Raw genomic sequence first — 13,437 nt, forward strand, 5'->3', positions numbered from 1 at the left:
AATCTCCCCTGGTTGTCAACTTGCCGATGCCTGCAGCCGGGCCACGCGGCGCAAGTGCCACGAAGCGGGGCCAAACAGGCCTTCGATGAGCGTGGCCCGGCGCACGTAATGGCCCACGGCCAGTTCCTCCGTCATGCCCATGCCGCCGTGCAGTTGCACCGCACCCTGCCCGACCGCCTTGCAGGCCTTGGCGACAGCGACCTTGGCCGACGACACGGCGCGTGCACGCTGCTCGGCACCAAGCTCTGCGTCGTCCAACAACTCCGCGACGCTGCTGGTGAGCGCCGCCGCCTGCTCCAAGGCCATGTGCATGTCGGCCAGCCGGTGCTGCAGCACCTGGAAGCTCGCGATGGGCACGCCGAACTGCTTGCGTTGGCGCACGTAGTCGAGCGTGTCGCGCATCAGGCGGCGCATGACGCCCGTGGCTTCGGCGCAGACGGCCAGCGTGCCCTCGTCGAGAGCTTGCTCGATGTGCGGCAGTGCGCCGCCTTCGTTGCCAAGCAGCGCGTCCATTGGCAGGCGCACGCCGTCGAATGCGATCTCGGCGGCGCGGACCCCGTCGCGCGTGGCATAGGGGCGCATGCGCACACCCGGCGTGTCGCGTGGCACCAGCACCAGCGAAAGCCCGCCCTGTTCGCGTGCGCTGCCGCTGCTGCGCGCACTGACGATGAAGTGACTGGCCCAGGGCGCCGACTGCACGACCGACTTGCGGCCATCCAGGCGAAAGCCATCGCCATCCGGTACCAGCGTGGCCTGCACTTCGGCGCGGTCATGCCACCCTTGCGTCTCCGTGTGCGCGAAGGCGATCACCGCCTGGCCCGCAACGGCCCGTGCCAGCAGCACATCGGCCTGCGCGCCGGGGTTGCGTTGCAGCAGGCCGGCACCGATCACGATGGTCGAGAGATAAGGCTCGGCGGCCAATGCGCCGCCCAGCGTTTCCATCATCGCGGCGTGCGCGGCCATTCCGCCGCCGAGGCCGCCCTGCGCCTCCGCCAAAGCCACGCCGAGCAGGCCCAGCTCGTTCGCAAGTCCTTGCCAGAACGGCGGCGGCGCGCTATCGGCCTGCGCCAACGCATGCAGCCGTTGCGGCAGGCTGTGCTGGTCGTCGAGATAGCGCGCAAGGCTGTCGCACAGCATCGCGAGCGTGTCTTCCTGGTCGGTGCTTGTGCTCATTTCAGTGGCTCCCCCGCGCTTCGGTCCACGCGCGTCCGCAGGCCCATTGGGGTGTGATCTTCATTTCAGGATCTGCGCGGCAATGATGTTTCGCTGCACTTCGTTGGTGCCTGCGTAGATCGATGCCGCGCGGTCGTTGAGGTAGGCCGACATGGCGAACACGGCCTCTTCGGGCACGGTCATGTCGTCCAGTTCGCAGTCGGCCATCGGCATATCGATGGCGGCCTGCGGGCCCGCGATCTCGACCGCCAGTTCCGTGATGCGCTGGCGCAATTCGGAACCCAGCACCTTGCCCATCGACGGCCGGATGCCCGGCGGCTCGCCGCGCGCCTGCGCCCGCAGTTGCTGCAGTTCCGTCGCCTCGACCGCGTCGATCGCACATTCGATCTCGGCCAATCGCAACGCCATGTCGGCCGCGGCCATGTCGCCAGCATCGCGATGCGCGAAGGCCGTATCGGCAGCGGTGTGTAAACGGCGCAGGCGCTCGCGCAGCATCGGCGTCCAGGCGCCGCCGCGCTCGTGTTGCAGCAGGTATTTGGCCACCGACCAGCCCTGGTCCTCCTCGCCGAGCAGGCTGTCGAGCGGCACGCGCACGTCATCGAAGAACACCTGGTTCAGTTCGTGGTCGCCGGAGATGCTGATGATCGGTCGCACCGTGATGCCCGGCGTCTTGAAGTCGAAGCACAGGAAGCTGATGCCCTGCTGTGCCTTGCCGCCGGAACGGGTGCGCACCAGGCAGAACATCTTGTTGGCGTACTGCGCGTGCGTGGTCCAGATCTTGGTGCCGTTGATCACGTAGTGGTCGCCGTCGCGCACCGCCTTGCATTGCAACGACGCCAGGTCGGAGCCCGACTGCGGCTCCGAATAGCCCTGGCACCAGTAGTCGTCGCCGGAGCGGATACCGGGTAGCCAGGCGCGCTTCTGCGCCTCGGTGCCGAAGGCGATGATCACCGGCGCCACCATGCCGGTGCCCATCGGCGCCACGCGCGGCGCATTGGCCGTGGAGACCTCGCTCGCGAAGATGTAGTGCTGCATCGGCGACCACCCGGTGCCGCCATGCTCGACCGGCCACTTTGGCGTGCTCCAGCCGCGCTTCGCAAGGATGCGGTGCCACGCGATCCCGTCCTCGTAGTCGTTGAAGATGCCGGAGCAGCGCCGGCCGGCCACGCGAAGCTCCGGCGTCAGTTCACGCGCGAGGAAGTCGCGCACCTCGTCCCTGAAGGCGGTCTCCGCAGGGCTGAGTTTCCAGGCCATGTCGTCTTGTCTCTCATCGGGCAGAAGCCGCGAGTGTGCCGGCTGGGGCGGCGTGGCGGCATCGTCGGATCGGACGAACCTGCTTGCAAGTTCAAGCTGGAAGAAACGGTTGGCCAGCCGCCCGAACGCGCCGTGAGCAACGTGCCAGCCAACTCAGCGCCCCAGCAGGTTCCGGATGGGACGAAACGGCTGCCGCTGATCCTTGCCCGATGCCGCGTCGCCTTTGCCAGAAGTGCTACCCGACGCCGCAAAATCGCACACCGACTCGCCCCGCCGTGCGCGAATCGCCGGCGCCAGCAGGGACCAGCCACCGGTCGCCGCGGCAATGCCCAGGTCGGCCGCCTGCTTGGCCGCACCCAGCGGATTGATGCTGAGTTCCGGCGCCTGCAACGGGCCGGCGAGCAGCAGCAGTTGGACGAGGTTGGCCGCCTTCAGGTCCAGGCCCTTCTTGGCCCGGGGCTGGAATGCGAGGCCGATGGTCTGCCGCACCAGATTGACCTCGCCATTGGCCGACACAGCGATTTGCGAAGTCTCCATGGCGATCGAATGGTCGATCGCCGCCACGCCGTTGCGCAGGGGCAGGCGCGCCACGATGCACTGGATCGTCAGATCCCGATGCGACACCGACTTTGGCAGCAGCGCTTCAAGGACACGCGCGACGATGTTCTGGTCGAGCGCGCTCGACTTGCCGGCCAGTGCGACGCCGCTCACCGTGAACAGTGCGTTGCCGGTTGCGGAGGCCGCGAGCTTCGCCGGCGTCTGGCCGACCATCACGAGTTGGAGGTCCAGGTTCGCGCGTCCGCCGACGAAATGCTTGACGTTGCCAGGCCCCATGGCATCGAGCACGTCGACGGAAAGCGACCGGGCCTCGACCTGCGCCTCCACCCGCGGCGCGGCGCCGGCACGTTGCGCGACCTTGAGTCGGGTGCGAACCGGCCCGTCCGCGAAAGTGAAATCCAGCCGGCCCACGTCGAGCAGGCCGTTCGTGTTGGTCAGCCGCGCGTTGAGGGCGGCAATGGGTGGCAGGCCGGGCACGTCCAACCGGTCGATCTTGAGGGCGATTTCCGCATCGATGGACGGCAGGTCTTCGAAGCGCAAGGGTGCGTCGCCGAACAAGGGCTTGGGTGTCTTCGCGGATGTCGAAGGGGCGGAGGCCGGTGCGGCATGGGCATACAGCCGGGCCAGGTCGAGGGTCGTTGCGGCAAGGTCCGCCTGCACCCGCAAGGGCTCGGTCTGCACGTCGACGCCCCCGGTGAACTGCTGTCCGGCCATGGACAAGGTCATCGACTCGGCATGCACAACCTTCGGCGTGAGGCTCATGGTCGCATCCACTTCCAACGGCATCGGCAATGCCGCTGCGGCCGACGCGAAATACGGCAGCACCGCGCCGGAGGTGACACGCAACGCGACCTTGCCGTTGAACGTGTTCGCACTCGCGCCATCGCCCAGCGCGCCCTGCGCGGAAAGCGATGCGCCCTCGGTGCTGAAATTCAACGCGAGCGGCCATTCGTCCGCGCCGCCAAGCAGTTTTGCGAGCGGCCCGGTGCGGCCTTCGATCTTCCAAGGCTGCTTGCCGAGCGTGACCGTGGCATTCAGCGCGTTGCCGTCGCTCTGCACGGCCAGGCTGAAGGAGTCGATGTCGAGCTGGCGCATGTCACCGCCCGTGCCGCCCTTGCCACCCTTCCCAGCGGGGTAGCGCACCCGCGCATCGGTCACGGTGACATGGTCGAGTGCCTGCAGGGACGAGCCGCCCTTGGGCGACGCCGCCGCTTGCTGGTGCGGCAATTGCCAGTTGAAGCGGCCCTTGCCGTCGGATTCGAGGTCGAGGTCCAGGCCCTTGACCTCGATGCTCAGGATGCGCAACTCGCGATGCAGCAAGTCCTGCAGCGACAACTCGAAGGCGACCTGGTCGGCATGCACCATCTGCGGCGCCGATGCCCAATCCGCATTGGCCAGGGAGATGTCGCGGGCCTCGACGGCAAGGGTCGGCCAGAGGCGGAACTTCAGCTCGCCGTCGATACGCAGCGCGCGCCCGGTGGCCGTGCTGGCATGCTCGGCGAGCAAGGCGGCAAGGCGTGCCGGCGGGAAAGCCTGCCGCGAGGCGACCAGTGCCCCGACGACGAGCAGGCCGAGGACGGCCAGCAGGATGCCGGCAATGCGAAGGAAGCGCCGCGCCGGGCCGCGAGTCTGTGCGGCAGGTGCAGCGCCCGGACTGCTAAGCACGAAGCATCGCGTTCAACTGGTCGACCACTTCCGCCCACTCGGCGTCCTCGTTGATCTCCTCGCGCAGGAACTGCGCCTGCCCCGGCGTCCAGAACGGCGCATCGGCCAGTGTCACGTCTGGCGCAAGCGGGCGATGCCCGGCGACGAATCGCTCGATGTCCGCCTCGTTGGCGCCGGGCAAGCCGAGTTGCGCGAACAGGGTCTGCAGGGTGTGAGGTGTCGTGTCCATGATCCCGCACTGTAAGCACGGAACCTGGAAATGACAAAGGCTTTGGCGAGCGCTTTCAGGCGATACCCATCAATACACGGCGTCGGGCCACAGGGACTCGCTCATGTCCGGCAACAGGGACGCCGCCAGCTTCTGCCCCACCTCGTCGAGCTCCACGGTCAATCCGCAGTCGCCGAACAGCTCCGAGGGGAACTCGACGTCCGCCATGATGCGAACGAAGGCGTCCACCACCGCGCGCTCGTCGGCTGTGGGCCCGACGGTCAGCTGGAGCCATTCGACGAGGGCGCGGCCCACACCCAGCCCGAGCAGATCCGCATAGTTCCTTGGCAAGGCCTCGGCCTCGAGCAGGCGGAGGGCCTTCTGCAACTCAAAGGGCGTCAGTCCGTCGCCGCCTGCCTTGTCGAGCATGGCGTACCTCATGTTGTCGCCGCCTGCGCTGTAGGGCATGACGCGCTCCATGGAAAGATTGCGGTCGTCGTCAGTGGCCCTCCTCAGGAATGCGGGCAGTTCGATGTCGCCGGTCGGACCTGCCATGACGTTCACCCTGGCCGCGTAGTTGCGCATGCGCGGGCTCATGGAACGCGTCGGCGCGGCGCGATGCGATGCGGCCACGGCCCCGGCACCGCCCCACCCCGCCGGCACCATCGGTGCGACCTGGTGCAGTTCCGGCATGTCCATGGCCTTTTCGCCATCCGCCCGGGCATGCACAAGCAGGAAGTTGGTGCCTGCGGTCACGAGTTGGTAGTCCACAGCCAGGGCGGCTGCGGCCTTCGTCTCGTCGCTGCCCTGCATTGCGTCGACGCGCACTGATGCAGCCAGCCTTGCCAGCACGTCCGTGGCCTCCGGCATTGGCGCGAACAGCACTTCACCGATCACCTCCCGAACCCCGTCAGCGCGCACACCCGTCAGGCGCACCGTGCCCGCCAGCGCCGCGGGCAACAGCGCGAACACGCTGACGGTGTCCGCATCGAACACAGCCGTGTCCAGCGCCGAGACCCAGCCCGGCCGCACCTCGCCAGGCCACTCGATGGCCATGCCAGTCACGCGTGGCGAGCGCAGCCGCGCAAACATCCGCAGCACCGCCGGTTCCACCACCTCGCCCGCGGCAACGAAATCACAGGCACCGCCAGTCGACTCCGCCAACCGGCGCAAGTGCGACTCCGCCGGGCTGCTGCCAACACCCACCGCAAAGACGCGATGCCCCGACTTCCGTGCCGCCGCGATGGTCGCGTCGATGCCATGAATCTCGCCATCGGTCACCAGCAACACATCGCCACCCTCGCCGGACGCGAGCGCGAAAGTGGAGGCCAACGCCGCTTCCATCTCCGTCCCGCCCAGATCCGCCTGCAGATCGCCCACCCAGCGTTGCGCCGCAAGCCGCGTCACCTCGGTCACCGCCCACAATCCGCGCGAGCGATGCTGCACCGTGCTGCCAAAGCGCGACAACGAGAACCGGTCCTCCGGCTGCAGTTGATGCACGATGGCCTGCAGCGCCCGCCGCGCCGCATCGATGCTGTCCCCCGCCATCGAGCCCGAGCAATCCACCAGCATCTTCACGGCCACATGGCGAGGCCCATTCCCCGCGATGCGCGGGCAAAAACTCGCCAGCGCCGCCACCTGCCCCGGCACGACCGCATCGATCCCCTGCACGCCGACGGCGTCCTGCGCCAATTCATCGACCACCAGCACGAAGTCCCTGTCGAGCGCCCCGCGCCGCGCCAGCGCGACGGTGAGCACGCCATCCCGCGTCGACACCGAAGTCGGATGGCTCGGCGAGGCCACCCGCGCCCGCGCCAAGTCGCCATGCACGCGCAGTGAAATATCGAACGGATATTCGGCCAGCACGTCGTGCACCGGCACCTGGTGCGGCTGCAGCCCGCCGTCTGCCACCGCGTTGCCGTAGCGCGGCGCAATGACCGTCGGCACCAGCAGACGCAGGCCGCGCTGTTCGAACTTCAGCAACTGCACATGGCGCAGGCGCACCGTGCACGACTCCCCTGCAGCAAGGTTGCCCAGGTTCAGGCTGTAGCTCTGGTCGCGGTTCTTCTCCAGCATGATGGCCGCATCGCCGGCGGCCAGCGTCTTTTCATACGTGGCCTCGGCTTCCTTCTTCTCGACCACGGTGCCCGACAGCTTCCTGTCGCCCAGCGTCACCTCGACCCCGAGCAGCACCGCGCCCCACGGCAGCGGAAAGGTGTAGACCACCTCGATGTGCGTGTCCGTCGGGTTGCTGAACCGTTGCTCCACCGACATCTCGAACAACGCACCGCGCACGTCTCCCTCGGCACGGACGCCCTCCAGCAGGACCGGCGCGCCGGTGCGACTCTTCAGGCAGGCAGCTTCTTGCAGTGATCGCATTGCTTTCATCCTTCTTGTTGTTGCGGGCCGGCATCGGCCTGCGTGATTTGCGCAAACAGCGCCATGACGCCCCTGGCGAGGCGACGCACCTGCTCCGGCGACAGACCGGCCCGCCCGGGCTCGATCACCAGCTCGATGCCGTCGGCCACCGTGAGATGGCTGCAGACCTCGATGGCGCCCGCGGCGCGCGGTCGTGGCGGCACGGGTGCCTCCGCGCCCTGGAGCAATTCCCTGATCCGATCCAGCGACACACCCGCCGCCGTCCACTTCTTGACAAGCAACAGTTGCTCGACCTGGCGCGCACCGTAGCGCGCGGCCCGCGTCTCGCCCTCGGGCCGGTCGACCAGGCCGATCTGCACGTAGTAGCGGACCGTGCGCGGCGGCAGGTCCACGAGCGCGCACAGGTCGGCCAAGGCGTGGCTGGGTGGGGCTGGATCTTGTTTCATACAGTTTATTATGACATTACTACTGTATTAAACAAGTGGCATGCCCCGATGCTCGATTCGGACGACGCGTCGGGTCGCGCACGGTTTGCCCTCTCGTCCTGCTTCCACGCAAGCGGAGCCGGATCCCAACGGCTGGGCCACATGGGAAGCATCGCCATCGCCGCCAACCAATTCCTGCGCCAACCCGGAGGCGTCGATGGCCGAATTCGCCCGGAAAAGCATCCGCATCAACGCCGTGTACCGGGGGTCATCCGAACCCCCATGGCCGCACGCTGGGCCGAACTGGATCCGGAATCGCCAGCACGCATCGCGGCGCCGCATCCCCTCGGACGGATCGGCGAGGCGGAGGAAGTCGCCGCGGCAGTGCTGTGGCTGTGCTCCGGCGACGCGTCCTTCGTGACCGGGATTGCCCAAGCCGTGGACGCGGATTCACAGCAGTCTGAGGCCCGTTGCCGACCCACGCGCGGCGGGCCTGCAAGCGCCAAGCGCACCAAAGGGCAATCGCGCCTGCACGCAGGCACATTGCGTGCCCCAGCGCCCTGCCGGATGATGCCCAACTCAGTGCCCACAGGCTCATGCGGCTGCGGGCGCTCTTCATCCCTACCCGAAAGGAGTACGCATGGCCAAGGCGAAAAGTGCGGCTGCAACAACGAAGCAACCGAACATCCTAGTGATCTGGGGCGACGACATCGGCATTGCCAATCTCAGCTGCTACACCCACGGCCTGATGGGCTACCAGACCCCCAACATCGACAGGCTGGCCGCAGAGGGCATGAAGTTCACCGACTCCTATGGCGAGCAGTCCTGCACCGCCGGGCGCTCGTCCTTCATCACCGGCCAGAGCGTCTACCGCACAGGACTTTCCAAGGTCGGCATCCCCGGCGCGCCCGTGGGCATGAACACCAAGATCGTCACCATCGCCGCGCTGCTCAAGACCAGGGGCTATGCCACCGGCCAGTTCGGCAAGAACCACCTCGGCGACCGCAACGAACACCTGCCCACCAACCACGGCTTCGACGAGTTCTTCGGCAACCTCTACCACCTCAATGCCGAGGAGGAACCGGAGATGTACGACTACTACCCGGAGAAGGACTTCCCCGACTTCAAGAAGCAGATCGGCCCGCGCGGCGTGATCCACTCCTGGGCCACCGACAAGGACGACGCCACCGAGGAACCGCGCTGGGGCCGCGTCGGCAAGCAGAAGATCGAGGACACCGGCCCGCTGAACGTCAAGCGCATGGAAACCTGCGACGACGAGTTCGTCGATGCCGCCAAGGACTTCATCGGCCGCCAGCACCAGGACGGCAAGCCCTTCTTCGTGTGGCTCAACACCACGCACATGCACTTCGTGACGCACACCAAGCCCGAGAGCATGGGCCAGGCCGGCCGCTGGCAGTCGCCCTACCACGACACCATGATCGACCACGACAAGAACGTCGGCCAGATGCTGGACTACCTCGACGAACTCGGCATTACCGAAGACACCTTCGTCATGTACTCGACCGACAACGGCCCGCATATGAACAGCTGGCCCGACGGCGCGATGACCCCGTTCCGCAGCGAGAAGAACAGCAACTGGGAAGGTGCCTTCCGCATCCCGATGATCGTGCGCTGGCCCGGCAAGATTCCGGCCGGCAGCATCTCCAACGGCATCGTGCAGCACCACGACTGGCTGCCCACCTTCCTCGAGATGGCAGGTGATCCGGACATCGTCGAGAAGTGCAAGAAGGGCTATGACGCGATCGGGCGAACCTACAAGAACCACATCGACGGTGTCAGCCTTCTGGGCCACATCACCGGCAAGGAAAAGGAGAGTCCGCGCAAGCTCTTCGTCTACATCAGCGACGACGGCGACATCCTCGGCATCCGCTACGACAACTGGAAGGTGGTGTTCATGGAGCAGCGCCTGCAAGGCACCATGGGCATCTGGGCCGAGCCCTTCATCGCCCTGCGACTGCCCAAGCTCTTCAACCTGCGAACCGACCCCTTCGAGCGCGCCGACATCACCTCCAACAGCTACTACCAGTGGTTCCTGTACCACGCGTACATCCTGTACGGCGCCTATGCCATCGCCGACAAGTTCGCTGCAACCTTCAAGGACTTCCCGCCGATACAGAAGCCCAACACCTTCACGATCGACGATGCGCTGGCGAAGATGTCGGAGGCCGCGGCGGGCGGGGGCTGATCAACCACAAGCCCGATGCGGAACTGGCCTCGGGCCGTCGCGGTGCCGTGGCCGCGCTGCCCGGCAAGCTCGAGCAGGAGGCCCCGATCCGGATTGCACAACTGCGGATCGAGGTGACCGATCCGAACGGACGGCAGGCGCTCCAAACGAATCCTTTTTGCCTCATTCGGTTGGGACAACGTGCTCGCGGGGGAGCCGCTGTCGGCTGGAACCCCAGCGGCAGCGGCAGCGCAGCTGCAGCCATCGTCGAAGGGTCGACGCGGGCAACAAAGTCCGCCGGCAGGCGTAGTGATTGTTGCTTCGCTCGCGAGTAGGATCGCTTCGCGTTTCAGTCGCTCACTGCCAAGTCGGCCGCACCTGGCTTCTTCGTGCGGGTCCACGCCGAGCATGGCTCTCGATTCACATATTGGAGTTTTCATGAATTCTCGAATTGCTGAACGGCCGTCGAACGGCCTGGCCCGCCTGGTGGGGCGACTCTCGTTGAGTGCCGCGCTGGCCGTGAGCCCTTTCGTTGCCAGCGCCCAGCAGGCCACCCCGGCGCAACGCCCCAACATCCTGGTCATCTTTGGCGACGACATCGGCTGGCAGAACGTCAGCGCCTACGGCCTGTCCACGATGGGCTACAAGACGCCGAACATCGACCGCATCGCCAGGGAAGGTGCGCAGTTCACCGACCACTATGCGCAACCGAGCTGCACGGCGGGCCGCGCCGCCTTCATCACAGGTGCACTGCCCATCCGCAGCGGCATGACCACCGTGGGCCTGCCCGGTGACAAGCTTGGCTTGAAAAAGAGCACCCCGACCCTGGCCGATGTCATGAAGACCCAGGGCTACCGCACCGGGCAGTTCGGCAAGAACCACTTGGGCGACAACAACGAACACCTGCCTACCGTGCATGACTTCGACCAGTTCTATGGCAACCTCTACCACCTCAACACGCAGGAAGAGTCCGAGCAACGCGACTACCAGGCCATTGCCAAGAACTACCCGGGCGGCCTGGAAGCCTTCGAAAAGAAGTTCGGCACCCGAGGCGTGCTCGACTGCGTGGCCACCGCCGCCGACGACGCGACGGTCGATCCCCGCTTCGGCAAGGTGGGCAAGCAGAGGTGCACCGACACCGGCCCGCTCACGCGCAAGCGCATGGAGGACTTCGATGCCACGGAAGTGATACCGCGCGCCGAGAAGTTCATGGGCGATGCCAAGTCCGCCAACCAGCCGTTCTTCGTCTGGCTGAACACGAGCCGGATGCATCTCTACACGCACCTGTCGGACAGGGACCGCTACCTGGCCGAGAAGTTCACCAGCGAAGCCGACATCCACGGCAGCGGCATGATGCAGCATGACCGTGACATCGGCCTGGTGCTCAAGTGGCTGGACGAGCAAGGCCTGGCGCAGAACACCATCGTCGTCTACACCACCGACAACGGCCCCGAGCATTCCTCATGGCCCTATGGTGCGACGACACCGTTTCGTGGCGAGAAGATGACCACGTATGAAGGCGGCGTCCGCGTTCCGGCCATGGTGCGCTGGCCCGGCAAGATCCCGCCCGGTCAAATGCTCAACGGCATCCAGGATCACACCGACCTGTACGTGTCGCTTGCCGCCGCAGCGGGCGCGCCAGACGTGGCCGACCGCTTGAAGCAGTCGAACAAATGGTTTGTCGACGGCCTCAACAACCTCGACTACTGGACCGGAAAATCCACCGAATCGGCACGTGACTTCGAGATCTTCTACATCGAGTCCCAAGTCACCGCGGTGCGCTACGGCCCGTGGAAGTGGCACTTCAGCACCAAGGAAAACTATTACGGCAACATCGTCAAGCGCGCGATGCCGTTGGTGTTCAACGTCCGCATGGACCCGATGGAGAGCTATGACTCCATCGACTCCTACGGGCATCTGTTGCAGAAGGTCTCGTGGCAGTTCGCACCCATCAACGAGCGCCTCGGCGCGCACATCAAGAGCCTGCAGGAATTCCCCCCGGCGCAAGGCTCGAACACTTTCGATGTGTCGAAGATCATCGAGGACGCTGTCAAGAAGGGGCAGCAGTGAGCCTGCAATGAACGATGCCGGGCGAGGCCCGGCATCGTGAGGGTTGCGCTCTGATGCAACCCGAATCGCCTCGGGGTTGCGTGTGGGGGATCGGGCGCTTCCAGCCGTGGAACGACCTGCAGGCGTCACGCCCCGGGTCGCGCTGGATTCCCGGAGCGCGCGCCTGACATTCGTCAGTACGCGCCGAACGTGACGGTACTGACGGCGCCTCTTGCGACGCTCAGGCGCTGACCTTTTCCTTCTGTTCGAGGGCAGCCTTGTAGAGCGAGTTGCGCGGTTGCGCCATCACGCGGCGCACCATGGGTTCGAACTCTTCCATCGGCATGAACTTGGCGTTGCAGTCGAACGCCGGGTTGTCGTAGAGCTCGATGAACTCGGCGGTGCGCGTGTAGTTCGGGTTGTCCTTGAAACGGTCGCGCATGTCGCGGTCCATGCCCAGGTGGTGGAAGAAGTTGTAGCCTTGGAACACGGCATGGTTCTGCACCATCCAGTGGTTCTCTTCAGAGATGAATGGCTTCAGGATGGCGGCGGCGATGTCCGGATGGTTGAAGGTGCCGAGCGTGTCGCCGATGTCATGCAGCAGGGCGCACACGATGTACTCCTCATCGCGGCCATCGCGTGCGGCCAGGGTGGCGGTCTGCAGGCAGTGCGTGTAGCGATCGACCGGGAAGCCGCCGTAGTCGTTCTCGAGCAGGCGCAGATGCTTGATCACGCGATCAGGCAGCGTCTTGGAAAAATCGGCGAAATCGCTACGGATGACCTGCCATTCGGCAAAGGTACTGTCTTCCATGCGGGTGAATGTGGCACGTTGGTTCATTTGGAGGTCTCCAGAGTGGGGTAATTGGTATTGTTGGGCGACGTCCCGTCGAAAGGCCCGACCCTGCAGACGGCAGGCCAAGGCGGCGGCTCGCATGCCATCATAAAGGGCAGCATGCGCGCGCGATGACGCCAATGGACGCCTTGCCGGCGACGGCAGGACGGCAGTCGGCAACCGACTACCCGGACTCGCCTCGAACGGTGTTTACTTGATCAGGAACTTGAACACCCGATCGGCGAACTTGCCGTACGGGGGCATCATGAACTTCATCGAAGTGAAGCGCGCTTGATAGAAAACCGGGCGCATCTTCGAGAAGGTCTCGAAGCCTTCATGGCCATGGTAGTGGCCCATGCCGGACTCGCCGACACCGCCAAAAGGCAGGTCGTGCTGGCCGACGTGGAACAGCGCATCGTTGACCGACACGCCACCCGACATCACCCGGTCCAGCACCGTCTGGATCACGCGCTTGTCGTAGCTGAACGGATACACCGCCAACGGGCGTGGCCCGGCATTGATGGTGTCGATGACCGTGTCCAGCCGCGCGAAGGTGCGGATCGGCAGGATCGGCCCGAAGATCTCGCGCTGCATCAGTTCGCAGTCTTCCGGTGCGTTGAACACGATGTGCGGCGCGATCTTGCGGATGCTGCGGTCATAGGCCTTGCCCGGCACCAGCTGCACCACCGTGGCGCCGCGCGAACGCGCT

At 65.9% G+C, this 13,437-nt stretch carries 10 protein-coding genes and 1 pseudogene; 3 read left to right on the forward strand and 8 right to left on the reverse strand.

The window, feature by feature from the left end; all coding sequences use genetic code 11:
• Nucleotides 1-15 precede the first annotated feature (15 nt).
• The 6 genes from WKW82_RS34695 to WKW82_RS34720 form a co-directional block, all read right to left on the reverse strand.
• Nucleotides 16-1,173, reverse strand: coding sequence for an acyl-CoA dehydrogenase family protein (locus tag WKW82_RS34695; protein WP_340347601.1), 1,158 nt, complete (start codon nucleotides 1,171-1,173; stop codon nucleotides 16-18).
• A 60-nt stretch (nucleotides 1,174-1,233) separates the two neighbouring features.
• The gene (locus WKW82_RS34700; RefSeq protein ID WP_340347602.1) at nucleotides 1,234-2,427 is read right to left on the reverse strand and encodes an acyl-CoA dehydrogenase family protein; all 1,194 of its coding nucleotides are present in this window, start codon (nucleotides 2,425-2,427) and stop codon (nucleotides 1,234-1,236) included.
• 153 nt (nucleotides 2,428-2,580) lie between these two features.
• Nucleotides 2,581-4,650 carry an AsmA family protein gene (locus WKW82_RS34705; protein ID WP_340347603.1) on the reverse strand — a complete coding sequence of 690 codons (2,070 nt, stop codon included), beginning with the start codon at nucleotides 4,648-4,650 and terminating at the stop codon, nucleotides 2,581-2,583.
• The gene (locus WKW82_RS34710; RefSeq protein ID WP_340347604.1) at nucleotides 4,643-4,879 is read right to left on the reverse strand and encodes a DUF2789 domain-containing protein; all 237 of its coding nucleotides are present in this window, start codon (nucleotides 4,877-4,879) and stop codon (nucleotides 4,643-4,645) included. The genes WKW82_RS34705 and WKW82_RS34710 overlap by 8 nt, the downstream gene beginning before the upstream one ends.
• Nucleotides 4,880-4,948: 69 nt before the next feature.
• A complete protein-coding gene (locus WKW82_RS34715) occupies nucleotides 4,949-7,237 on the reverse strand; it encodes a VIT domain-containing protein (protein ID WP_340347606.1) in 2,289 nt (762 codons plus the stop codon).
• 5 nt (nucleotides 7,238-7,242) lie between these two features.
• The gene (locus WKW82_RS34720; RefSeq protein WP_340347607.1) at nucleotides 7,243-7,683 is read right to left on the reverse strand and encodes a MerR family transcriptional regulator; all 441 of its coding nucleotides are present in this window, start codon (nucleotides 7,681-7,683) and stop codon (nucleotides 7,243-7,245) included.
• A 141-nt stretch (nucleotides 7,684-7,824) separates the two neighbouring features.
• Between WKW82_RS34720 and WKW82_RS40690 the strand changes: the two are divergent.
• The 3 genes and pseudogenes from WKW82_RS40690 to WKW82_RS34730 form a co-directional block, all read left to right on the forward strand.
• A pseudogene (locus WKW82_RS40690) lies at nucleotides 7,825-8,094 on the forward strand (SDR family oxidoreductase); the annotation flags it as partial.
• Nucleotides 8,095-8,302: 208 nt separating this feature from the next.
• The gene (locus WKW82_RS34725) at nucleotides 8,303-9,868 is read left to right on the forward strand and encodes an arylsulfatase (RefSeq protein WP_340347609.1); all 1,566 of its coding nucleotides are present in this window, start codon (nucleotides 8,303-8,305) and stop codon (nucleotides 9,866-9,868) included.
• A gap of 417 nt (nucleotides 9,869-10,285) precedes the next feature.
• Complete coding sequence (locus WKW82_RS34730; RefSeq protein WP_340347611.1) at nucleotides 10,286-11,917, forward strand: arylsulfatase; 1,632 nt, start codon at nucleotides 10,286-10,288, stop codon at nucleotides 11,915-11,917.
• A gap of 220 nt (nucleotides 11,918-12,137) precedes the next feature.
• Here WKW82_RS34730 and WKW82_RS34735 read toward each other — a convergent pair whose 3' ends face one another.
• Both WKW82_RS34735 and WKW82_RS34740 read right to left on the reverse strand, forming a co-directional pair.
• Nucleotides 12,138-12,734, reverse strand: coding sequence for an HD domain-containing protein (locus WKW82_RS34735; protein ID WP_340347612.1), 597 nt, complete (start codon nucleotides 12,732-12,734; stop codon nucleotides 12,138-12,140).
• A 204-nt stretch (nucleotides 12,735-12,938) separates the two neighbouring features.
• Nucleotides 12,939-13,437, reverse strand: a 499-nt coding sequence (locus WKW82_RS34740; protein ID WP_340347296.1) for an aldehyde dehydrogenase family protein, incomplete at its 5' end; no start/stop codon positions are given.

The sequence above is a fragment of the Variovorax rhizosphaerae genome, assembly GCF_037889975.1.
Taxonomy (GTDB): Bacteria; Pseudomonadota; Gammaproteobacteria; order Burkholderiales; family Burkholderiaceae_C; genus Variovorax; species Variovorax rhizosphaerae.

Excerpts from the sequence above, each read along its gene's own strand:
- WKW82_RS34700 (WP_340347602.1), bottom strand. The coding sequence starts at position 2,427 with ATGGCCTGGAAACTCAGCCCTGCGGAGACCGCCTTCAGGGACGAGGTG.
- WKW82_RS34725 (WP_340347609.1), top strand. The coding sequence starts at position 8,303 with ATGGCCAAGGCGAAAAGTGCGGCTGCAACAACGAAGCAACCGAACATC.
- WKW82_RS34695 (WP_340347601.1), bottom strand. The coding sequence starts at position 1,173 with ATGAGCACAAGCACCGACCAGGAAGACACGCTCGCGATGCTGTGCGAC.
- WKW82_RS34735 (WP_340347612.1), bottom strand. The coding sequence starts at position 12,734 with ATGAACCAACGTGCCACATTCACCCGCATGGAAGACAGTACCTTTGCC.
- WKW82_RS34730 (WP_340347611.1), top strand. The coding sequence starts at position 10,286 with ATGAATTCTCGAATTGCTGAACGGCCGTCGAACGGCCTGGCCCGCCTG.
- WKW82_RS34710 (WP_340347604.1), bottom strand. The coding sequence starts at position 4,879 with ATGGACACGACACCTCACACCCTGCAGACCCTGTTCGCGCAACTCGGC.
- WKW82_RS34715 (WP_340347606.1), bottom strand. The coding sequence starts at position 7,237 with ATGCGATCACTGCAAGAAGCTGCCTGCCTGAAGAGTCGCACCGGCGCG.
- WKW82_RS34720 (WP_340347607.1), bottom strand. The coding sequence starts at position 7,683 with ATGAAACAAGATCCAGCCCCACCCAGCCACGCCTTGGCCGACCTGTGC.